This is a genomic window from Bartonella sp. AP280QHHD (assembly GCF_042196125.1).
GTDB lineage: Bacteria > Pseudomonadota > Alphaproteobacteria > Rhizobiales > Rhizobiaceae > Bartonella.
This window is the reverse complement of record NZ_JBHIPQ010000015.1, coordinates 232785-256860: the sequence shown is the minus strand read 5'-3', so window position 1 is coordinate 256860 and position 24076 is coordinate 232785. Positions and strand designations below refer to the sequence as shown.

General features: G+C 40.4%; 15 protein-coding genes. 11 read left to right on the top strand and 4 right to left on the bottom strand.

Going from position 1 to position 24076, the window contains the following annotated elements:
• Positions 1-91: 91 nt before the first annotated feature.
• Both acs and ACFIMK_RS02195 read right to left on the bottom strand, forming a co-directional pair.
• On the bottom strand, positions 92-2035 hold the full coding sequence (acs, locus tag ACFIMK_RS02200) for an acetate--CoA ligase (RefSeq protein WP_375682916.1): 1944 nt from the start codon (positions 2033-2035) through the stop codon (positions 92-94).
• Between the two features lie 2005 nt (positions 2036-4040).
• Complete coding sequence (locus ACFIMK_RS02195; RefSeq protein ID WP_375682653.1) at positions 4041-4730, bottom strand: YggS family pyridoxal phosphate-dependent enzyme; 690 nt, start codon at positions 4728-4730, stop codon at positions 4041-4043.
• Positions 4731-4896: 166 nt separating this feature from the next.
• Between ACFIMK_RS02195 and leuS the strand changes: the two genes are divergently transcribed.
• Complete coding sequence (gene leuS, locus ACFIMK_RS02190) at positions 4897-7539, top strand: leucine--tRNA ligase (protein WP_375682915.1); 2643 nt, start codon at positions 4897-4899, stop codon at positions 7537-7539.
• On the top strand, positions 7526-8134 hold the full coding sequence (gene lptE / locus ACFIMK_RS02185) for an LPS assembly lipoprotein LptE (RefSeq protein ID WP_375628707.1): 609 nt from the start codon (positions 7526-7528) through the stop codon (positions 8132-8134). The genes leuS and lptE overlap by 14 nt, the downstream gene beginning before the upstream one ends.
• Here lptE and fsa read toward each other — a convergent pair.
• Complete coding sequence (gene fsa / locus ACFIMK_RS02180; protein ID WP_375668291.1) at positions 8131-8784, bottom strand: fructose-6-phosphate aldolase; 654 nt, start codon at positions 8782-8784, stop codon at positions 8131-8133. The genes lptE and fsa overlap by 4 nt on opposite strands.
• Positions 8785-9934: 1150 nt before the next feature.
• On the opposite strand from fsa, the gene ACFIMK_RS02175 reads away from it, so the two are divergent.
• The 8 genes from ACFIMK_RS02175 to ACFIMK_RS02140 all read left to right on the top strand — a co-directional run bounded on the left by ACFIMK_RS02175 (position 9935) and on the right by ACFIMK_RS02140 (position 20968).
• Complete coding sequence (locus ACFIMK_RS02175; protein ID WP_375682914.1) at positions 9935-12130, top strand: primosomal protein N'; 2196 nt, start codon at positions 9935-9937, stop codon at positions 12128-12130.
• Positions 12131-13060: 930 nt separating this feature from the next.
• Entirely contained in the window at positions 13061-13642 is a 582-nt protein-coding gene (atpH, locus tag ACFIMK_RS02170; RefSeq protein WP_375638257.1) for an ATP synthase F1 subunit delta, read from the top strand.
• Positions 13642-15177, top strand: coding sequence for a F0F1 ATP synthase subunit alpha (atpA, locus tag ACFIMK_RS02165; protein ID WP_375611722.1), 1536 nt, complete (start codon positions 13642-13644; stop codon positions 15175-15177). Before atpH ends, atpA begins: the two co-directional genes overlap by 1 nt.
• Positions 15178-15197: 20 nt before the next feature.
• Positions 15198-16109, top strand: a complete 912-nt coding sequence (locus ACFIMK_RS02160) for a F0F1 ATP synthase subunit gamma (RefSeq protein WP_375611723.1) — start codon at positions 15198-15200, stop codon at positions 16107-16109.
• 19 nt (positions 16110-16128) lie between these two features.
• Positions 16129-17754 (top strand): F0F1 ATP synthase subunit beta, encoded by a 1626-nt coding sequence (atpD, locus tag ACFIMK_RS02155; RefSeq protein ID WP_375638258.1) that lies wholly within the window; start codon positions 16129-16131, stop codon positions 17752-17754.
• Between the two features lie 108 nt (positions 17755-17862).
• The gene (locus ACFIMK_RS02150) at positions 17863-18279 is read left to right on the top strand and encodes a F0F1 ATP synthase subunit epsilon (protein ID WP_375638259.1); all 417 of its coding nucleotides are present in this window, start codon (positions 17863-17865) and stop codon (positions 18277-18279) included.
• 22 nt (positions 18280-18301) lie between these two features.
• A complete protein-coding gene (locus tag ACFIMK_RS02145) occupies positions 18302-19930 on the top strand; it encodes an MFS transporter (protein ID WP_375638260.1) in 1629 nt (542 codons plus the stop codon).
• Between the two features lie 30 nt (positions 19931-19960).
• Positions 19961-20968 (top strand): HlyD family secretion protein, encoded by a 1008-nt coding sequence (locus ACFIMK_RS02140; protein WP_375611727.1) that lies wholly within the window; start codon positions 19961-19963, stop codon positions 20966-20968.
• A gap of 469 nt (positions 20969-21437) precedes the next feature.
• Here the strand turns inward: ACFIMK_RS02140 and ACFIMK_RS02135 are convergent, their stop codons facing one another.
• The gene (locus ACFIMK_RS02135) at positions 21438-21722 is read right to left on the bottom strand and encodes a hypothetical protein (RefSeq protein WP_375611728.1); all 285 of its coding nucleotides are present in this window, start codon (positions 21720-21722) and stop codon (positions 21438-21440) included.
• Between the two features lie 850 nt (positions 21723-22572).
• Between ACFIMK_RS02135 and ispG the strand changes: the two genes are divergently transcribed.
• A complete protein-coding gene (gene ispG, locus ACFIMK_RS02130; RefSeq protein WP_375682648.1) occupies positions 22573-23814 on the top strand; it encodes a flavodoxin-dependent (E)-4-hydroxy-3-methylbut-2-enyl-diphosphate synthase in 1242 nt (413 codons plus the stop codon).
• Positions 23815-24076 lie beyond the last annotated feature (262 nt).

Here is a 24076-nt window from a genome sequence, read left to right as displayed (position 1 = left end):
TTTTATTCTCCTCGGTGGTTTTCGTAATAATGCTGAGATAATTTTAGCAAAAAAAACAAAAACCACCGTATGTTGTATTGCGTCGTGTTTTTTAGTTTTGTCGGTTGGCAATCAGATCTTCAACAACTTGTGGTTCGGCAAGGGTTGAAATATCTCCGAGAGTATCAAAATCGTTTTCAGCGATTTTTCGTAAAATACGTCTCATAATTTTCCCTGATCGCGTTTTGGGAAGCTGCGGAGCAAACTGAATTTTATCCAATATGGCAATAGAGCCTATTTCTTGTCTCACATGCTTGATAAGGTCTTTTTGCAATTCTTCACTTGGCGCTGTTCCTTCCATGAGGGTCACAAAACTATAAATTCCTTGTCCTTTAATGGGATGCGGGTAACCCACAATAGCTGCTTCTGATACAGAGGGATGAGAAACAAGAGCTGATTCAATTTCAGCGGTTCCTAATCTGTGCCCCGAGACATTGAGAATGTCATCAACTCGTCCTGTGATCCAATAATAACCGTCGCTATCGCGCCTACAGCTATCGCCTGAAAAATATTTTCCTTTATAGGAGGAAAAATAAGTTTGAATAAAGCGTTCATGATCCTTATAAAGTGTGCGCATTTGTCCGGGCCATGAATCACTGATACAAAGAGTGCCTTCTGCTTCACCTTCTAAAACATTGCCTTGGGCATCAACAATTTGGGGTTGAACACCAAAGAAAGGACGTGTGGCCGATCCTGCTTTGAGGGGGGTTGCACCAGGCAAGGGTGTGATCATATGCCCTCCTGTTTCCGTTTGCCACCATGTATCGAGAATCGGACAACGGTCATTTCCAATTATATGATAAAACCATTCCCATGCTTCTGTGTTAATAGGTTCTCCTACTGTGCCTAAAAGACGCAACGACGTCCTGTCTGAGTGTTCAACAAACGAATTTCCTGCTCCCATTAAGGCGCGGATAGCTGTTGGTGCGGTGTAGAGTGTATTGACTTGATGCTTGTCGACAATTTCCCAGAATCTGCCTTTGTCAGGAAAGGTTGGTGTGCCTTCAAACATTAAAGTGGTCGCACCATTACATAAAGGTCCATAAACCAAGTAAGAATGGCCGGTTATCCAACCAATATCAGCCGTACACCAGTAAACTTCATCGGGGTGGTAATCAAAAACATATTGGTGAGTCATCGAGGCAAAAACAAGATAGCCTGCTGTGGTATGCAAAACACCTTTAGGTTTGCCGGTGGAGCCTGAAGTATAAAGAATAAAAAGCGGATCTTCAGCGTTCATTGGTTCTGGTGGACAAGCTGTTTTGGCATGAGCTATCTCTTCGTGGTACCAAAAATCACGCCCCTCTATCCATTGAATGGGTCCACAAGTCCGCCGTATAACCATGACTTGGTCCACATGCACGTTTTGGCGCGCTGCTATCTCAATAGCATGATCAACATTGTCTTTTAAGTTGATCCGTTTGCCGCCACGCAAGCCGTGATCAGCGGTAATCATAAAGGTTGATTCACAATCGACAAGGCGTCCTGCTATTGCTTCAGCAGAAAAGCCTGCAAAAATAACCGAATGAATGGCTCCAATGCGAGCACAAGCAAGCATAGCATAGGCTGCTTCGGGAATCATAGGAAGATAAATGGTTACTTTATCGCCTTTCTTAATGCCACGACTTTTCAAAAGATTAGCAAAACGACAAACATGTTCATAAAGCTCGTTATAGGTTATTTTTTTATCATGATAAGGATTATCTCCTTCCCAAATGAGCGCGATTTTGTCTCCATGGGTTTTCAGGTGGCGATCAATGCAATTATAGGCAACATTTGTTATCCCATCTTCGTACCATTGAATTGATACATCTCCGTTAAAAGAAGTGTTTTTTACTTTTGTAAAAGGTTTAAACCATTCAATGCGTTGACCATGTTTGGCCCAGAAGCTTTCTGGATCATTGATGCTTTCTCGATACCATTGTTGATAAGTTTCCTCATCGAGTAAAGTATTTTTTTTGATCTCTTCTGATATTGGATAAATTTTTTCAGTCATGTTTCCCTCTTTTTATTGTTTGGAAAAATCTGCCTCTGTATTTTTGTATGGTTATATTTGTGGCAGAGTTTTCCCAAAAGCTTTTCATTATGAGGTTAGACTAAATGACAAAGATTAGAATAGTCAATTTTTAAATCTGATACGTTTTTCTTAAAAAGGTATTTTATGCTTTTAAGATATTCAAATATGGCAAAGACTATTGCGGTATAGAGCTTTTTATAAACGCACAAAGATATTAAAAAAATATCCTATAAAGGAGAGGGAATGAGAATGCTTTTTAAAAGAATAAATTTACTAAATATTAATATAAACCAAAATATCTACATAAACTATCAAAAATAATGAACATAATTACTGTATATAATGTTGTTTTTATAGCTACTTTCCAACTGTAACCACCAATTTTTTTAAAACCAATAGCATATATAGGGATGAATACAAAGAGAATGCAAAACAGCCTTATTATTTCATAACGAATATTCATTATAAAAAATCCTAAATTATAATATGTTATAAATAATAGATATCCCTGAAAAATATTTTATCCAAAGATGTAGATATTTAACTTTGGTATATTCTTTCCAATATTTACAAAAATACTAATTTCAGAGATATCTTTGTCGCTATTCTCTATAAATTAGAACCAACATTCACGACCTTTTTCTATAAAGCCCAAAGATCATCTGCTAAGAATCCACCTGCGGCGCCTAAGAGTCTACCTGTAAATGCACCCGCTGGTCTTCCAGTTATACCACCTAGAATTGCTCTGCCTATTCCTCCATCAAAAGCTCCATGCCAACCCTCTTGCGCCTATGTGAGACATAAAATCATTAGTACTACATGTATTTCCATAAATGATAGGTGTTGAATCATGTATCGTATAAGTTAAACCTGAACCAAAATGTTTCAGTTTAATACTCCTAATATTATCTACATTAAAAATATTAATCATAATTATACATTTCAAATGTCTATCACGTATTTTTAGAGAAATTACAAATATAAACTTTAAAAATGGTGATAAAAATACTGTAATAAATAATAACTATATTGTATTAATACTTTTTTATGTGTGAAATCTTCTTCTTAAGAAGATAATAATATTACTTATAAATTTTTAAAATATAAGTAATGACACCATGTTTTTCTTAATTAAAGTTTAAATTTAGAAAAATTGCGTGTATGAAAAGTTGAAGTTTTTCTCTTTGTTTAAGAGAACGACAAAGGAATAACGGCGAAGGAATATCGTTATTGAAATCGGTTTCATTACCATTGTTTTGCCTGCATGTATTATGCGCATATGCTTGGGATTAGTTCTTTTATTTTTCAGGCGGATATTGACTGTATTTACGCTTTGTAGAGCATAGAAAGCCTCTATGCTATCGTTGATCTTATAGATTGCTAGCATGTTGTTTAGCGCGGCTCTTGGTGCTCTATTGGGTATTTGAGATGTTTATTTTGCTCAAGTGACTTACATGAAAGAGTTTTGTTATTGTATTATGCAGCCATAAGCCTCTTTTGCCTGCTTTACGCCATTGGCATGCGGGGAAATTGTTTACGCATGTTGGAGAAGTTAAGAGAATGCGTGATTTTCAATGAAAATCATTGCGATAATCGTATTCAATATTCTTTTGCTATTAGTGATTTTGCGACAGTTTTTTCATTCATGCTCAACGCCCCTCTTATCATTTTGCTTTTATATAAGGATTTATTTTTTATGTTGCTTTTGCTGGAGAGGCGTTCAGAGGGGAGTAAAGTAGAGCCAATATGCGAGAATATGAGAGCCAAATTGCAATGCTATCTTGAAGCTATTGTATGTGCCGGTGAGAAATTTGAGAAGACCAGCTTTTTTGCTTATTTTGCTAACAGGATGAAAGAGGGGCTAGAATCTTTTTTGCTAGAATTGCTCTTTTATTGATATTGAAGGAAATATTTTTTCTCATTTCTGCTGTTTTTGGCTTGTTCGTAGAATTTTCAATGGGAATTTATATGAGGGAAAATTGCTTTACACAGGGCGTTTTCCAAATAAAGCAGAGCCAATGCGAAGGACATTAGAGCCAAACTGTAGAGCGGTTTTGAAGTCACTGGACATGCCCATGGAAAGCTTTGGAAGACCTGCTTGTTTTGCTAATTTTGCCAAGAGCGCGAAATAGGGGCCGGGGTTTTCGTCGACAGGGGGAATGCCCATAAGTCCGATGATATCAAGTCCATAATTGTTTTTGCATTGGTTGACAAAAGATGTCGCTTCTTGCGGTGAGATACCACTTTTTTGCGGTTCTAAGCCAATGTTAACCTGAACATAGCAAGGAAGATGCCTTTTTTGCTTTTGCATTTCTTCCATCAAAACTTTGGCTATTTTTTCACGATCAACCGTTTGGATGACATCAAAAAGTTTGACAGCTTCAGCGGCTTTATTCGATTGTAGGGGACCGATGAGATGGAGTTTAATATTTTCAAATTGTTGACGTAAAGCAGGCCATTTTTGTGCTGCTTCTTGTACGCGGTTTTCTGCAAACAAAGATTGGCCTGCTTGCAAAAGGGGTCGTATATCAATAGCAGAAACAGTTTTTGAAACAGCGATAAGTTCAATTTCTTCTACAGGGCGTTGTAACTCTTGACATGTTTCAGCAATGTCTTTTTGAAGGTTTTGCCATGCTTCAACGGAAGGGGCATCAAGGGGTGTTTGTGTATTCATATTTTTGTGCTTTACCTTTTTTGTTCAAGAGTTGGTCGTTTTTTTTTAAAGTTTTATAAAATACTTAGGGAAATATTTCACGAAAATGTTGACGATGAGGTTAATCCATGGTCAAGCATAATAAAACAAGTTTTTGGTTCTGTTTTATTAAAAGAGTATAATGGGAATGACAATTGGACATTATAATATAGGCGAACGCTATAATCCACGTGCGAGAGAAAAAAAATGGCAAGAAATTTGGGATGAAAAGAAAATTTTTCAGACTCTTCAAGAAGATGCTCGTGAAAAATATTATGTTTTAGAAATGTTTCCTTATCCTTCTGGCCGTATTCACATGGGGCATGTGCGCAATTATGCCATGGGGGATGTGGTTGCACGCTATAAACGCGCCAAGGGGTTTAATGTGCTTCATCCCATGGGGTGGGATGCTTTTGGGATGCCGGCTGAAAATGCCGCTATGCAAAATAAAGTGCACCCTAAAACTTGGACCTATCAAAATATTGCGGTGATGCGTGGGCAATTAAAACAATTAGGGCTCTCGATAGATTGGACTCGGGAATTTGCGACTTGTGATGAGGAATATTACCACCGACAACAAATGTTGTTCCTTGATTTCTATCAAAAGGGGTTGGTAGCACGTAAAGTGGCTAAGGTGAATTGGGATCCTGTTGATCATACTGTTTTGGCCAATGAACAGGTTGTTGATGGGCGGGGATGGCGTTCTGGTGCGTTGGTTGAACAACGTGAGTTGACGCAGTGGTTTTTCAAAATTAGCGACTTTAGTGAAGATCTCTTGGCAGGGCTTGAAGAGCTGAACCAATGGCCGGAAAAAGTTCGCACCATGCAAAAAAACTGGATTGGAAAATCACAAGGTTTGCTGATTCGTTGGGCTTTAAAGTCGGCGGGTGATGCTGATGATGTTTGTGAGAAATTTGATGAGGTTGTTTGTTATTCAACGCGTCCTGATACACTGTTTGGCGCTTCCTTTTTGGCTCTGTCTGTTGATCATCCTATTGCACAAGCTTTGGCAAAAAAAGACAAAGCGTTGAGTGCTTTTATTGAAAATTGTCGGTGTGGGGGAACGACAACGGCAGCACTTGAAACAGCTGAAAAACAAGGGTTTCTCACGCCCCTTTTGGCTGTTCATCCTTTCGATTCAACAGTACATATTCCCGTTTATATCGCGAATTTTGTGCTTATGGACTATGGAACAGGGGTTGTTTTTGGTTGTCCAGCTCATGATCAGAGAGATTTCGATTTTGCGCGTAAATATGATCTTCCAATAAAACCCGTGGTTTTGCCAAAAGGAGAGCAAGCAGAAGATTTTGTCACACCTGAAACACCTTATACGGGTGATGGGGTGATGATCAATTCTAGTTTTTTGGATGGTTTGACACCCCGACAAGCTTTTGAAGAAGCTGCTAAAAAGCTTGAAAAACAAATGCTCAATGGGCAACCGCAAGGGAAGAAAACAGTGCAATTTCGTTTGCGTGATTGGGGGATTTCACGTCAACGTTATTGGGGGTGTCCCATTCCGATGATCCATTGTACAACTTGTGGGGTTGTTCCTGTTCCACGTGCCAATTTACCGGTTGTGTTGCCTGATGATGTTACTTTTGATCAACCAGGAAATCCTCTTGCACGACATGAAACATGGCAGAATGTTACTTGTCCTTCCTGTGGTCAACCTGCCAAACGCGAAACCGATACCATGGATACATTTGTTGACTCTTCTTGGTATTATGCACGCTTTACGGCTCCTTTTGCGCAGGAACCTGTCGACAAACAAGCAATCTCTGAATGGTTGCCTGTGCAACAATATATTGGTGGAATTGAGCATGCCATTTTGCATCTTCTTTATGCACGCTTTTTTATGCGTGCCATGAAATTGGTCGGTCATGTGACGGTAGATGAGCCTTTTAAGGGGCTTTTTACCCAAGGTATGGTGGTGCATGAAACCTATCGAGATGATCAAGGGTGGGTTTCTCCAGCAGAAATTTCGATTGTTGAAAAAGATGGAAAGCGGTGTGCTTATAAATTAACCGATCAAAGTGAAGTGACGATTGGTTTGATTGAGAAAATGTCAAAATCAAAAAAGAATGTCGTTGATCCTGATGATATTATTGCATCTTATGGCGCTGATACTGTGCGTTGGTTTGTGTTGTCAGATTCTCCTCCCGAGCGGGATGTCATTTGGACAGAATCTGGTGTTGAAGGTGCACATCGCTTTGTACAGCGTGTTTGGCGCCATGTGGCTGTGAGTGCTTCTATTTTAAAGGATGTGGCGCCTTGTGCAGGGCATCAGGGAGCGGCTTTGGAACTCTCAAAGGTCGCACATCGCACGCTCCACGCTGTAGAAGATGATTTGGAAAAATTCGCTTTTAATCGGGCTATTGCACGCCTTTATGAATTCTTGAATATTATGGCGCCGTTGTTAAATAGGATAGAAAGTGTTGACGATGAAATGAAAGCTTCTTTACGTCAAGCTATGGATTTTTTTCTTGCTATGATTGCACCCATGATGCCCCATTTAGCAGAAGAATGTCATGCTGCTTTAGGGGGAAAAAATTTAATATCTGCGCTTACTTGGCCTATTTATGATCCCACGTTAACCGTTGCGGAATGCTATACTTTGCCAGTACAAATTAATGGTAAAAAACGCGGTGAGGTGAGCGTTGCAGCAACTGCTGATGAGGTGATGATTAAAGAAGCGGTTTTGGCGTTAGATTTTGTAAAGGCGCAGCTAATTGAAAAGCCTGTGAAAAAAATCATTGTTGTTCCACAAAGGATTGTGAATGTCGTTTTTTAGAAGTTCTATTCTTGTCATTTTAGCTGGTGTATTCACACTGTTGTGTGGATGCAAAGTTGAACCGCTTTACCGTCAAGAGTTGCAGAGTGCAATGACAATGGATTCTGCTTCTTATGGGAATCCTGCTTCTGGATACCCTTCTGGACAAGCTTCTTTGGGATTAGCGCAAAAGCTTGCTTCTATTGTTGTGGAAGAACCTTCGGATCGTTTTGGACAAATGGTGCGCAACCATCTGCTTTTTCTTTTGTATGGAAATGGTGCTAAACCTTCTCTACCTGCTTATCAATTGGCATTACAGATATCCGTCTTTACAAGAGAATCTATGCAGATAGAGGTTGATTTCGAGAAAAAGAGAAAGGGACGACCTTCTGTTGGAACTGTTATGAGCAGAGCTTCTTACACTTTGCAGGATATGAAAAATACTCTTGTTGCAAAAGGAACAGCAATGATGAATGCATCTTTTGAGCGACTTCGTCAAGAATATGCAACGCTGCAAGCAGAAGAAGATGCAAAAAAACGTGTTGCGGAAGAGTTGGCTGAACAGATCTTTTTGTTACTTTCAAAAGATCTTTCCAATAAAAATTCTAGATATTAAGCAATATTTTGTCCTGTTTTTTTCCAGTCGTCGAGGAATATTTGCAACCCTTTGTCGGTGAGAGGGTGTTTGACCAGTGCTTTTAAGATTGCTGGTGGAACTGTTGCAATGTCAGCACCACTGAGTGCTGCTTCTTTGACATGATTAACGGTGCGGATTGAAGCGGCTAAGATTTGTGTTTCAAAGTTATAGTTATCATAAATTGTGCGAATTTCATGAAGCAGTTCACTTCCATCATTTCCACAATCATCAAGTCTACCAATAAAAGGTGAAACGAATGTTGCGCCTGCTTTGGCGGCTAATAAGGCTTGATTGGCAGAAAAACAAAGGGTGAGATTTGTTTTTAGTCCTGCTGCTGTGAGGGCTTTACAGGCTTTTAATCCATCGAGTGTTAAAGGAAGCTTGATACAAATATTGTCGGCAATCTTTGCTAAAACAGCTGCTTCTTTCATCATGTTTTCAAATTCTGTTGCTGCAACTTCAGCAGAAACAGGTCCGCTAACGAGAGCACAAATTTCTTTTGTAACATCAAGAATATTGCGTCCTGATTTTAGGATAAGAGAGGGATTGGTTGTGACACCATCAACAAGGCTTAAATTCTGTAACTCTTGAATTTCTTCAATATTGGCGCTATCCACAAAAAATTTCATCTCTAACCTCTTCTTTTTAGCTTTATCCTATTTTTTGTTATGCGCTATTGTTGACTGCAAAAGCAAGAGAAAGAATTAATATCTGTGTAAAGAACAAGAATGCTATGGTGTTAATCATGTACCCGTTTTCGGTAAAGAAATATGATTTATCGTTTCCACACCCATTTCATAGTGTTACTCGTGATAAGGTATAGAATTCATTGCGTACCAACATTTTTGCGTATTGGCATCTTTGCGTAGCGGTGTTTTTATATTTATGGAAATAAGCTAGCATTATCAAACACTTTGCTCATTTCCTATTTGCGATTGCTCTTGATATTTGAGAGTGCATCATAAGATACCTTCCTTTTTTAGGGGGTATGTTTAACTTTGTTTTTGATGAAAGCGGATGGATTTATTTTGTCGTAAAACACTGTTGAAGAACGCCTGTAAAATTTTACGCATGAAGGGTTTTTTTATGGTCAATTACATTGATTTATTCTGTGTTCTCCATTCTTCAACAATACGCTTTTGTGCTGCTTGTATTGTTGCTTGATTCTCAATCAAGCTGAAAGATGTATACACGTGTTTTCACGTTTTGGCACAAAGCCAAGGTGAATATTGTAACGGCTCCATTTGCAATATTATTCTCCCTATAATTAAAATCATGGGATACTCTTTCATCAATAAGGATTTACAAATGTTCCTCGATGGGGTTGAAATGAGAAAAATTCATCGTATTGAGGGTTTTATTACAATAGGTAAAATGATGATTATATCTTTATAAATCAGTTTGTTGAAGATAAATTGAGATATGAGGCGGTAAAAAAATAAAAGTGTGCGTTGGGAAGAAGTCATACTATGGGATCGCTTTGTTGAAGGATGCACTTAACCGATAGCATGTTGAATGCTTAATAGTGATGCGCTTTATTTGCACAGAAGAATGGCGCTGTTTTTTTTGCTATAGAGTTTTTTATTATAGACGATGAGATTGGTTCTTTTATTGGCACTTTGGTGATGAAATGAGTATTAAAAAGAATTTTTGTTAGAAAAGTGTTGTAATCGGGGGGATTGAATCCTGCAATGAATTTTATAAGAGTGTTTAAAGATTAAGGTTTAGGCCTGTTGGTGTTCAATAGGTCGTAGATTGGTTTAAAAGATGAATTCAAACATGATAGAGGAAAAGATTGTATCCGTATTGGTTCCTCTTCCTGTTGCTCACGCTTATAGTTATAAAGTTCCATCTTCTATGGAGGTGAACGTTGGTTCCTTTGTTCGGGTTCCGTTGATGGGGCGTGAGCTTTGCGGTTTTGTTGTGGACGTTGGAGAGCAGACAGCCGATGGGCAAGGGGCTGCACCTGTGGCGCGTGAAAAATTACGCTTTCTTCTTCATGTTTTTGATTGCCCCCCATTAAAGACAGAAATGATCACATTTTTGCGTTTTGTTAGTCGCTATACAATGGCACCTTTTGGTCTTGTTGCACGATTGGTTTTGTCTGTACCGGCTGCTTTAGAGCCGGAAGCGCAGATGCTGGGTTTGCGATATTGTGGTGGCAATGTAGAACGTCTCACACCAGCGCGATCACGGGTTTTGGAATTGGTGCGTAATGAGAAGATATGGACACGTTCTGGTCTGGCACATGCGGCTGGAACTTCGGTTTCTGTTGTTGAAGGTTTAAAAGCGCTAGGAATTTTTGAAGATGTTAAGGTTCCTGCTCCTGATCTTGTGGCAATGCCTGATCCTGATTTTTGTCCCCCTCAGTTGCAGGGAGCGCAAAATGAAGCAGCAACATTATTGCGGGAAGGTGTTTTATCTTCTCAGTTTCAAGTTTTTTTGCTTGATGGTGTGACTGGATCTGGAAAGACAGAAGTTTATTTTGAAGCGGTTGCTCAAGCCTTCAAAGGGGGTAAGCAGGTTTTAATTTTATTGCCGGAAATTGCTTTAACACAGCAGTTTTTAGATCGTTTTTATGCACGCTTTGGCGCTGCGGCAGCAGAATGGCATTCTGATTTGACGCCACGTCGTAGAGAACGCGTCTGGCGGCAAGTTGCAGAAGGGCGGGTGCGTGTCGTTGCGGGGGCTCGTTCGGCACTTTTTCTTCCCTTTCATGAGCTTGGCTTGATTGTTGTCGATGAAGAGCATGATAGCGCTTATAAACAAGAAGAGCGCATTTTTTATCATGCGCGTGATATGGCTGTTGCACGGGGCTCTTTTGAGCATTTTCCTGTTATTTTATCCTCAGCCACACCGTCGATTGAAAGCCAAGCCAATGTTTTAAAAGGGCGTTATCAAAAGGTGCATTTACCATCCCGTTTTAAAGAAGTCGCACTTCCACAGTTGCGGGTGGTTGATATGCGTCAAGGAGGGGTGCAAAAGGGGCGCTTTATTTCCTTTGCTCTTGAAAGAGCTTTAAAACAAACGCTTGATAAGGGTGAACAAGCTCTTCTTTTTCTTAATCGCCGTGGTTATGCACCTTTAACTTTATGCCGAATTTGCGGACATCGTTTTCATTGTAACGATTGTTCAAGTTGGTTGGTAGAACATCGCGCGCAAGGGCAACTGAAATGTCATCATTGTGGATATCATCAACCGCTTCCTGAAGCCTGTCCTGAATGTGGAACTTTAGATCATCTTGTAGCTTGTGGACCGGGTGTGGAAAGAATTGCAGAAGAAACAAAAATGCTTTTTCCACAGGCACGATCATTGATTCTTTCAACAGATCTTAAAGGAGGAATTGGGCAGTTGCGAAGCGAATTGCAAGCCATTGCCAATGGCGATGTGGACATTATTATTGGAACACAGTTGGTCGCTAAAGGACATCATTTTCCCAAGCTCTCTTTGGTTGGCGTTATTGATGCTGACCTTGGTCTTGCCAATGGCGATTTACGCGCAAGTGAACGTACCTATCAGCTGCTTTCTCAAGTTACCGGAAGAGCAGGGCGTGTGGGATTGAAAAGTTTAGGATTATTGCAAACTTATCAACCAGATCATCCGGTCATCAAAGCCTTACTTGCATGCCAGCCAGAAGATTTTTACACACGTGAGATTGCAGCGCGTCAGCATTATCATTTGCCCCCCTATGGGCGGCTTGCCTCTTTGATTGTGTCTGCACAACAGCGCCAAGCAGCAGAATATTATGCGCGCGCATTGCGTCAGGCAGCGCCACGGGAAAAAAATATCTCGGTTATGGGACCAGCAGAAGCGCCTTTGGCTTTGGTTCGGGGGCGTTATCGTTTTCGGCTTTTGCTGCAAGGACAGCGTTCTTTTGATATACAAGGGTTTATACGTGCAATGCTTAGCGGTACACCCAAAATGCCCAGTTCCGTTCGGGTTCAAATTGATATTGATCCGCAAAGTTTTTTCTAAAACCAGTATCGCATAAAGTGAAGGTCTCTTTGCTTAAGGTGCTTTACTTGAACTCTTATATTATTCAGAATAAGCATCCAGGCAGCAAAATATGATACATGTCCATTGCATTAAGTGGAGCCACGGGAAAAAATATCTTTGTTATAGAACCAGCAGAAGGGCCTCTCTTCTTCGAGGGCACTATCATTTCGGCTTTTACTTCTTTTTTGTATGAGGGACAGTATTCTTTTGATAGGCGGATTATAAGGGCTGAAAATGCTTAGGTGTACACCCAAAATACCCAATTCTATTCGCGTTCAAATTGATATTGATCTATGTTTCTTCTAAAATCAGTGCAATATAGTGCCATATAAAGTGAAGCTACGCGGGCTTAATGAAGGGCGTGATTTTGATAAAAAAATTTGAAAAGAGAGAATTTGTCGATATTTGAAGCTTATCCGGTATGAAAAATGATATATTATCATTATAAATCAATGTTTTCTTTAATTTTTAGGAGGATATTCATTGTTTTTTCTTTCTTATCAGTTTGAAATAATAGACTTTTTCAATCGCAGCTGCATCTCATTAAAGGTCTTGTGGTGATAAAGGGAGTGTTTTTTTATGGTGACAAGAGCGTTTGGTGGCAAGGGCATTTGAAGAAAAATCAAAGAGAGTGAAAAAATCGCTCAGAGAATGTCAAAAAGAGGCATAAAAAAACTGTGATGCCATCCTGTATATCTAAAAAAAATGCTTTTCAAAAATATTTTGAATATTTTATTAAAATTTTTAAAAAGCAGCGATTTGTGGTGTTGCGAGTCGGCTATGTCTATGCTAGAAACCAAGTGATTTTTGTTCTAGGTTTTAAGAAAAAGATTCTTAAGATTGAGAATGTCTGTTTCATTTCATCTGATAACTATCAGAGAGTCGCTCAAGGGAAAGAGGCGGTATTTCGTGTCGGATTCATTTTCTCTCATACCGCTGCTGTTGGTAGATCAACGCTATGCGCAAGCGCTTTTTGATTGCGTTCAAGAAGCCGGAAACGTTGAAAAGGTTGAAAAGGCAGTAGAGGATCTTTTGCTTGTTTTGGAGCATAAGGATTTAAAACGCTTTGTGCTTAGTCCATTCTTTTCAGTTAAAGAGCAAATTAAGGTGATGCAATCTGTTTGTGCAAACATCAAATTTGCTGATAAAAATGCAGGGCAGGTCATTGGTAATTTTTTACGCGTTATTGCCACAAACCGTAGGCTTAGTGCTGTATTTGGTATTTTACGTGCTTTCCAGCATTGTGTTGCACGCGCTCGTAGGCAGGTTACTGCGCAAATTGTTTCTGCGCGCGCCTTAAGTTCTCAACAAAGACAAGAGTTGTGTGAGGCTTTGGAAGGTGTTGTTGGAGGAAAAGTCTTGCTGCACATCGTTGTGGATCCAACAATTCTTGGTGGATTAATCGTTCGTGTGGGGTCGTCTCAAATTGATACGTCTCTTCTCACAAAATTGTCTTCACTTAAGCTTGCATTGAAAAAAGAGGTCAGCTGATGGATATTAGACCATCTGAAATTTCAAAAATTCTAAAAGAGCAAATCAAAAACTTTGACCAAAAGGCTGAGGTTTCAGAAATTGGTTGGGTTCTCTCTGTAGGGGATGGTATTGCTCGCGTTTATGGTTTGGATAATGTCCAAGCAGGGGAAATGGTCGCTTTTCCAAACGGTGTGCGTGGTATGGCACTCAATTTGGAAGTTGATAATGTTGGTGTGGTCATTTTTGGCTCAGATCGTGATATTCGTGAAGGTGATTGTGTAAAGCGGTTAGGTGCTATCGTCGATGTTCCTGTGGGTCCCGCTTTGCTTGGGCGTGTGGTTGATGCGTTGGGAAACCCTATCGATGGTAAGGGGCCCATTAAAGCAACAGAGCGTCGTCGTGTCGATGTTAAGGCTCCTGGAATTATTCCGCGTCAGTCTGTCCATGAACCGATGTCGACCGGATTGAAAGCGATTGACGCACTCATCCCTATTGGACGGGGGCAGCGTGAATTGGTGATTGGTGATCGCCAAACAGGAAAAACAGCAATTTTGCTCGATACATTTTTAAACCAAAAACCTTTTCATGAGACAGGGGCTGGACGAGAGCAAGACAAAGTTTATTGTATTTATGTGGCTATCGGTCAAAAACGTTCGACGGTGGCACAATTCGTTAAAGTTTTAGAAGAACGTGGAGCGCTGGAATATTCTATTATTGTTGCAGCGACCGCTTCTGATCCAGCACCACTGCAATTTATTGCACCTCTTGCTGGGTGTGCTATGGGTGAGTATTTCCGTGATAATGGGCAACATGCTTTGATTGGTTATGATGACTTATCAAAACAGGCGGTGGCGTATCGTCAAATGTCTCTTTTATTGCGTCGTCCTCCAGGTCGTGAAGCTTATCCGGGAGATGTTTTCTATCTGCATTCGCGTCTTTTAGAGCGGGCTGCGAAGTTGAATGCGGAAAATGGATCTGGGTCGTTGACAGCTTTGCCGGTTATTGAAACGCAAGCAAATGATGTTTCTGCCTATATTCCTACAAATGTGATTTCGATTACTGATGGGCAAATTTTTCTAGAGACTAATTTGTTTTATCAAGGAATTCGTCCTGCTGTAAATGTTGGTCTTTCTGTATCGCGTGTTGGTTCTGCTGCACAAATTAAGGCAATGAAGCAAGTTGCTGGCTCGATTAAAGGTGAATTGGCGCAATATCGTGAAATGGCAGCTTTTGCGCAGTTTGGCTCTGATTTGGATGCGTCAACCCAGCGTCTGTTAAATCGGGGTGCGCGTTTGACAGAGCTGTTGAAGCAGCCGCAATTTTCTCCGCTCAAAACAGAAGAACAGGTGGTGGTTATTTTCGCGGGTGTGAATGGCTATCTTGATGCTTTGGCGGTTTCTGATGTTGCGCGGTTTGAGCAGGGACTTTTAGTGCTGTTGCGTAGTGATTATCAAGATCTCTTAAAGGCAATTGCTGAGCAAAAGCAAATAACAGATGAGCTGAAAGATAAGTTGATAACTGTTCTTGATACTTATGCGAAAAATTTCTCGTGATGAATTGATGGAATGCTTGAATGGCTTCACTAAAAGATCTTAGAGACCGTATCGCTTCGGTTAAAGCAACACAAAAGATTACCAAAGCTATGCAAATGGTTGCAGCGGCAAGGTTGCATCGTGCTCAAGAGGCAGCGCAGTCTGCACGCCCTTATGCGAAGAGAATGGCTGATATTTTGACCAGTGTTGCTGCTGATGTAGATGGTGTTGATGCGCCTACTCTTATGCGTGGTACGGGGCGCGATGATGTGCATCTTTTGGTGGTGTGTACTGCTGAGCGCGGTTTGTGTGGTGCTTTTAATGTGCAAATTGCTCGTCGTGCACGTGAACAGATTAAGGCATTGTTGGCGGCTGATAAAATAGTAAAAATTATCACTGTGGGTAAAAAAGGCGCGGATATTTTATCGCGTGATTACAAAGGCTTGATAATTGATCATATCGATTTGCATGCTGTAAAGCGAATTGGTTTTGCAGAAGCAGTGATGATTAGTCAACGGATTGTTGATTTATTCAATGAAGGCGCTTTCGATGTTTGTACGCTGTTTTATTCTGAATTTGTTTCCGTAATTAATCAGCGTCCAACAGCTTTGGATTTGATTCCAATGGTTGCTCCAAAAGCAACTGTTAGGGCAATAGATATTGTGGAGCAAACCGATCATAACAAAGGTTCACAATCGATTGTTTATGAATATGAACCTGATGCTGCGTCTCTTTTAGAGGCCCTTGTACCACGTAATCTTTCGGTGCAAATCTTTCGGGCTTTGCTAGAAAATGTTGCTGGTGAAATGGGCGCCAAGATGACAGCTATGGATAATGCATCGCGCAATGCGGGTGAAATGATTAGTAAATTGACGGTGGCTTATAATCGTCAACGTCAAGCACAGATTACGACAGAATTGATCGAAATTATTGCGGGCGCTGAAGCGCTTTAAATGGAGAAGGTAAGAATTGATGGTAAAAGCAGTAACCTCAAGCAAAGGAACAGAAAAAGGTGAAAAAAAGAAACCAGCTGCTCGTTCCGGCGTGAAAAAAGCCGCTTCGAAATCTCAAGTGGATGTAAAGGCTTCCTCTGTACCTGCGCGTGATGCAGCTAAAGATACACCTGTAAAAAAAGATACATCCGCAAAAAAAGAAGAGCATGCAAAAGGCGCTGTTGGTGAAATCAAGCAGATTATTGGTGCTGTCGTTGATGTGCAATTTGAAGGTGAATTGCCAAATATTCTCAACGCTTTGGAAACAGAGAATTTAGGTAATCGCTTAGTATTAGAAGTTGCGCAGCATTTGGGTGAAAATACTGTGCGTACGATTGCTATGGATACGACTGATGGTTTGATGCGGGGCCAAAAGGTTGTGGATACAGGCACACAAATTAGCGTTCCTGTAGGAGAAGCAACGTTGGGACGTATTATGAATGTGATTGGGGAACCGGTGGATAATGTGGGACCAATCGCTTCAACCAAAACACGTTCTATTCACCAAGAGGCACCTGAATATGTTGAGCAATCGACTGTTTCGGAAATTCTCGTCACCGGTATTAAAGTCGTGGATTTGTTAGCCCCTTATTCTAAAGGGGGTAAAATTGGCTTGTTTGGTGGTGCTGGTGTTGGAAAAACCGTTCTCATTATGGAGCTTATAAACAATATTGCAAAGGCACATGGTGGCTATTCTGTATTTGCTGGTGTGGGAGAACGTACACGTGAAGGAAATGATCTTTATTATGAAATGATCGAAAGTCGCGTGAATGTGAATCCAAAAGAGAATAATGGTTCAACGGAAGGGTCAAAATGTGCTCTTGTTTACGGGCAAATGAATGAACCACCAGGAGCGCGTGCGCGTGTGGCTCTTTCAGGATTGACAATTGCAGAAAGTTTCCGTGATGAAGGACAAGATGTTCTCTTCTTTGTGGATAATATTTTCCGTTTCACGCAAGCAGGAGCTGAGGTATCTGCTCTTTTAGGGCGTATTCCTTCTGCTGTTGGGTATCAGCCTACCTTGGCAACGGATATGGGGGCGTTGCAAGAACGTATTACCAGTACAAAAACAGGCTCTATTACTTCCGTTCAGGCAATTTATGTTCCGGCAGATGACTTGACGGATCCGGCGCCGGCAGCGTCTTTTGCTCATTTGGATGCAACAACTGTTCTTTCGCGCTCTATTGCGGAAAAGGGGATTTATCCAGCGGTTGATCCGCTTGACTCTTTCTCGCGTATGTTGGATCCATTGATTGTGGGGGAAGAGCATTACACAGTTGCTTGTCAAGTACAAACCATTTTACAACGTTATAGAGCGCTTCAGGATATTATTGCTATTCTTGGAATGGATGAACTTTCTGAAGATGACAAGTTGCTGGTGGGGCGGGCGCGTAAAATTGAACGTTTCCTTTCACAACCTTTCCATGTTGCGGAAGCCTTTACTGGTTCACCGGGGAAACTCGTTCCTTTAGAAGAGACAATCAAAGGCTTTAAAGGTCTTTGTGCTGGCGATTATGATGATTTGCCAGAAGCTGCTTTTTATATGGTTGGTTCGATTGATGAAGCACTTGAAAAAGGAAAGCGTCTCATGGCAGAGGCTTCTTAGTAAGAGGCTTCTTATTCAAGAGAAAACTGTCATGGGTATTTTTCGTTAAAAAGGACGAGTCGTTGAAGAAAACAAAGAGTCCTTATATCGGGTATTGTGGAGACTTTTGTGGAAAACAATAGAGAAGAGCATTTTTTATTTGAGCTTATATCGCCTGAAAAAATTGTGTTTTCAGAGCAGGTCGTGTCTGTTGTTCTTCCTTCAGCCTCAGGTTATTTGACAGTTATGGCGCACCATGCGCCATTGGCGGCAAGTATTGTGTTGGGCAGTGTTCGTGTTCGCACCTCTTTGGGTGAAAAATTATTTGCTGTATGCGGGGGCGTTGCAAATATTACCTTTTCAGGCTGCTCTTTATTGGTAGAGCACGTTGTGGCTGTAGAGAATCTTTCTTTTGATGTATTAGAACAGCAGATTTTGCAGATTCAAGCGACGTTAGAAGGAGGGACAAGTGATGAGGACAATCATAAAATAGAGGCTTTTTTCCAGCAGTTGTCAGCTGATGGTGCTGTGTTGATAGAAGCGTAGCAGAGTTACAGGAAAAGATGACATGAGCGGAAAAAAGAGTACGGTTGTGTCTGCTAAAAGGAGTGCAAAACCTTTTCCTCATCCTGGTCGTGTCTTTGCGGGACCTTTGCCAAAGTGCTTTGTTTATATTTTTGCTTCTCTTATTTTGCAATGGGCTTATGGTTTAGGGGCTAATATTGTTCAGTCTAACATTGTCCATCTTACGGGTGATTTTCATGCAACTTTGGCCGAGACGACATGGCTGGTAGCGGCTTATATGGCGCCAAATGTGAGTGTAGCGATTATGTTGATCAAAATCCGCTATCAATTTGGGCTGCGCGCTTTTGCTGAATTATCAATTCTTGGCTTTGTTTTGGTTTGCGTGTTGCAGCTCTTTGTTACGGATTTGCGTTCTGCATTGATTATTCGCTTTTTTGCTGGGATTGCTGCTGCTCCTTTGGCTTCGCTTGCGCTGCTTTATATGATGGAGGCTTTTGCTCCAGCAAAGAAGTTTACTGTTGGTCTTAGTTTGAATTATATGAATGCGGCTTTAGCGGCACCTTTATCACGTTTGATTTCTCCTGATTTGCTGGAAAATGGTGGTTTTTCCAGTCTTTCCGCTCTGGAAATGGGGTTGGTTCTTATCAGCTTGGTCTGTATCTATACTTTGCCTCTTACTCCTGTTGTGCGTAGTAAGGTTATTCAAAAATTAGATTGGATAAGCTATGGTTTGATTGCTCTTGGTCTTGGATTAAATGCTGTGATCATGTCTGTTGGCATATTGTATTGGTGGTATGAAGCACCATGGATTGGTTGGGGGCTCGCACTTGCTATTTTCTCGTTGGCTATTGCTATTATTATTGAGCTTAATAGAGAAAAACCGTTGATTGATCTCCGTTGGATTTTCAGTAAAGAAATGGTCCAATCTGTTTTTATTTTATTTATTTTTCATGTTTTTTTATTGGAGCGGTCAAATTTGCCCGTAGGGTTTTTTAATCTTTTTGGTTTGCTCAATCGTGAGATGGCGCCCATGTATCTTGCGGTGACATTAGGGATTCTGTTAGGGGGGGCTGTTTGTGTCTTTTTTTTACGGGCGGGGCGTGAGGATTATTTTTATTTGTTGTCTTTGGGTTGTTTGGCGTTAGGAGCTTATTTAGATAGTCATGTAAACCATTTAACGCGCCCACAAGATATGATGTTGAGCCAAGGGTTGGTGAGTTTTAGTTATGCACTTTTTTTGCCTCCTGCTCTTTTCAAAGGGTTTGTGATCGCTGGTGAGCGAGGACCGCGTTACGTTTTAAGTTTTATTGCTGTTTTTTTGCTAACGCAAGTGACAGGGGGATTGATGGGGTCGGCTTTTTTTGGCAGCCTTCAGTTTTATTTTGCCCATAAGAACTTTGAGTCCTTAACACAAAATATTATTATTACTGATCCGCTTATTTCTGGTGAGATGAATACTTTATTTTCGCCTTCTTATGGTGTTTCTGTTCCCAATGGCTTGAGAAGTGAGCAGGGTACTTCTATGTTGATAGAGAAATTTAAGTTAACAGCAAATATTTTTGCTTATGATGACGTTTTTCGGCTTTATTTTTATATTTCAATGGTTGTATTCGTTATTTTTCTTGTCACAATGATTGTTAAGTCATGCTCTTTGCGTGCATTAGAAAAGTAGAGTAATGTCATAGAAAGAGGGGTGCAAAAAATGATAAAAAAATTACGGTCAAAAGCTACGATTGTTGCATTCCTATCGGGCATTACGGGTGTTTTGCTGATTTTGTGGGCTTGGAGGCTTCCTCCTTTTGTGAGTAACATTCAAATAACGGATAATGCTTCTATTAAGGGCAATGTTACTCTGGTTAGTTCACAGATCTCTGGGGTGATTGCACGGATTTATGTGCAAGATTATCAACGTGTTGAAAAGGGAATGCTGCTTTTTGAGCTCGATGATTCTCTTTTTCGGCAGCAGCTTGCACGGGCACAGGCTGTTCTCGATTCAAAAAATGCAAAACTGGCAAGTATTGAATTACAAGCACAGCTTTTGCAGGGCGAAATTAATACAGCAGAGGTGGAATTGGCGCGTTCACGAGCATTTTCCAATGTTGTTCCAGATAGTAAAAAGTTAGGTTTTGGTGATGCGGCAAGTTCTGTTTCTCGTCCTCTTTCACAACTCTTGACAGCTCTCGAAACAAAACGCCAATTGCAAAAACAATTGGATCTTGAACGGCAAAGTTTACAGTCAGAAATTGCGGGAGCGAAGGTGAGTGTTGAGTTGGCAAAACTTAATCTCGATCACACAAAGATTTTATCTCCTCGAACAGGCTATATTGGATTAGTTGGAGCGCGGGTAGGGCAATATGTTATGCCGGGGACACAATTGGTCTCTGTTATTTCTGATGATATTTGGATTATTGCTAATTATAAGGAAACGCAACTTTCTCAGATGCGTGTGGGACAACCGGTTGTTTTTTCTGTTGATGCATTGAACAACAAAAAGTTAACAGGGCGTGTGGTTCGTTTTGCACCTGCTACAGGCTCAGAATTTTCATTGTTAAAAACGGATACGACAATTGGTAATTTTATCAAAATTGCGCAACGTATTTCAGTACGGATTGCTTTAGATCCTGGGCAGGAAGGGATTGAAAAACTCATTCCTGGCATGTCCGTAGTTACCTATGTAGATACTTCGCAGCGAGTCGATTCTGGAGGATGAAATTTTGGGTTTTTTCAGTTTAATTTTTGCGTCATTTACTTATAGCAAGTGGTTGTTTACATTGGAAGATTTCGTTTGGTTTGCTATACTACATGTTTTAAAGCTCTTAGGCTTCTTATACTTTTATGTCATGATGTAAAATAATGTTCCTTAGAATATTAAAGCGCATGCATCTTTACTCACTTCCATTTCTTTTGAACTAACTCAGTAGGGGGGGTGGAGTATTGGAAGCTTTGCTTGTGGTTTTGCACAACACTGTCCTTTGAGGTGTGGTGTCACCGCATGTTTGGAAGATGGGGGTAGGGGGAAGCCAGATAAAAAATTGGATTATAGACTGGGTTGGATGGGAAACTTATCCTTTTGGGTGAGGGCGTAAAGTTAGGAGGAAGACGTAAAGTTTATATTTTGTAAACCATAAAAATGCCCGTTTTAAGGCGGGCATTAAAAGGGAAGGTTATTGGTTGTGTTATTAATTTTTACGGATCAGTAAGAAGCTTACTAAAACGACTCCTGCTGCTAATGCGAGGGTTTTTTTAGGATTTTCTTTCGCTTTTTTCTTTAATTCTGTAGCATGTTCGTTGAGGTGATAAAGTGCGTGACGGCCTTTTTGTTTCCATGTGTTAAACAGCTCAGAAATATTTTCAAAGCTATCATTTTGAAAACTCCAATGATTTACGGGGACCAGCTCTCTTTTTAATTGTGCTATACGTTTTTTAATTTTAGCATTTTTTCTATGGGGTGAAAATAGACACATTTATTGACTCCTTCATGTGTTAAATTGTTGTGTGACAGTTGGGATGGTGTTTGGGGTTTTGCTATAACGGCTTGAACATTGAAAGGTTGCATTGATAATGCCGCGCGTGGGTGAGATGAGAATTAAAAGTTTGGGTTTAATGAGGCATTTCTTAATGTACTTGAGTTCATTTCGTGATGGTGTTTGTTAAGGATGTAAGGTAAAAATTTTTACAAAATGGTGTAAGATTCATTCATAAAGATGGTGGGCGATGTCTTCATTTTTTTGTTTGTTTAAAGTGTTGGGATAGCTTTTGGCACTTGAAATAGTTTATAAGGAGTTTTTATCTATCTATTCTCTTGTGGCTGTAGGGAGTGGTATTGATTGATTCAATTAAGAAGATTTAAAATGAGGAAATCTTACGATATTTGGGGTTGCTATTCAAATTTGTAAAAAATAGATTATTATAAATCAATATGTTGGATTAATTTGGTGATGTCTTTCATGCATTTTTAAAAATTGCGCTTTGATAGGCGTTATCTGTTGTGTTGTAAAACATTGTTTTGTGGTGACGTTGATTAAGGTATCGGCATGCAACTTAAAAATACAGTATTGTCTCTGTTTTGTTTCAGTTTCTTTTTGAAGCAACCAAGTGTAGAAGTATAAACTTGAACAGAAGTAGTAGAACTTATCCGGTGCGTCTATAGAATGAATCTACCTATGAATTGTATTGCATCAGTGTTAGTAGGTAGAACCTTTTGAGAGCAATCTGTTAAGATTGGTGGGCGGTGTAATTTTCGTCCTTTGAAGCGCGGAGGAAGTCAATGTAAATAATGATTGATAGCGCAGGTTTTAAAAATTTGAGGACTTGATGAGTACGACCTATTTTTTATCTAAACCACTTGAGCGTCGTCGATCTGTTGGTGTTGTTGTTGGTGATGTGATTATTGGGGGGCAGAGCCCGATAGTTGTACAGTCAATGACTAATACAGATACCGCTGATGTTGATGCAACTGTTTCTCAAGTAGCTGCTCTTTGGCAAGCTGGTTCACAATTGGTTCGAATTACTGTTGATCGCGATGAAGCGGCGGCGGCTGTACCAAAAATACGGGAGCGATTGGAGAGGTTAGGATTTTTTATCCCATTGGTGGGGGATTTTCATTATATTGGTCATAAGCTTTTATCTGAGCATCCTGCGTGTGCTGAGGCGCTTGCAAAATATCGCATCAATCCTGGAAATGTTGGTTTTGGCGCAAAAAAAGATCGTCAATTTGCAGAAATTATTGAGATTGCTTGTCGGTATCATAAACCTATTCGCATTGGCGTGAATTGGGGCTCTCTTGATAATGCGTTGTTAACACGGCTTATGGATGAAAATGCACAGCAAGAAAAACCCTTATCTGTGGCTGAAGTGATGCGGGAAACTGTTGTTCAGTCGGCTTTGCTTTCGGCTGCTTTAGCAGAAGAGTTAGGATTGGGGCGTGATAAAATTATTCTTTCTGCTAAAGTGAGTGATGTCCAAGATCTTATTGCTGTTTATACCACCTTGGCGGCGCGTTGTGATTATGCTCTTCATTTGGGATTAACGGAAGCTGGGATGGGAACAAAGGGCATTGTTGCTTCTTCGGTGGCTTTGGGTATTTTATTACAGCAAGGGATTGGTGATACGATACGAATTTCCTTAACACCAAAACCTGGTGGTGATCGGACACGAGAAGTAAAGGTGGGGCAAGAACTTTTGCAAGTGATGGGGTTTCGCCAATTTTTGCCTGTTGTTGCGGCTTGTCCTGGTTGTGGGCGCACAACTTCTACGGTCTTTCAACAATTGGCGCAAAAAATTGAAGCAGATTTATACAAAAATATGCCTGTTTGGCGTGAAAAATACCCTGGCGTTGAAAGCTTGAAGGTTGCTGTGATGGGATGTATCGTCAATGGACCGGGGGAGTCAAAGCATGCGGATATTGGAATCTCTTTGCCTGGAGTGGGGGAAAGTCCTGCGGCACCTGTTTTTATTGAGGGACAAAAGGTAAAAACTTTGCGGGGTGATCACATTGCTGAAGAATTTGAAGCGCTTTTGAGTGATTATATTCATACACGCTTTGGGCAAGGTTGAGGTAAAAATCGCATAAGGTTGAAGTAAAAAGGGTGTGTCGTTTTTTTTAAAACAAGCTGTCTTCAATGTGAAGAGGGTGCTGTTGTATGCTGCTTTAGCTATGGTCAATACTGTTGTTGGTTGCTTATTATTTTAGGTAAAACCAGATGATATGCCTGTTTTAGAATCAGAAGCTTATGAAGGATATTAATGAGTTTGAGTGTGTTAAGACTATTAAGCAAAACGATATGAATACTTTAAATGGATCCGTAAATGTTGTTGC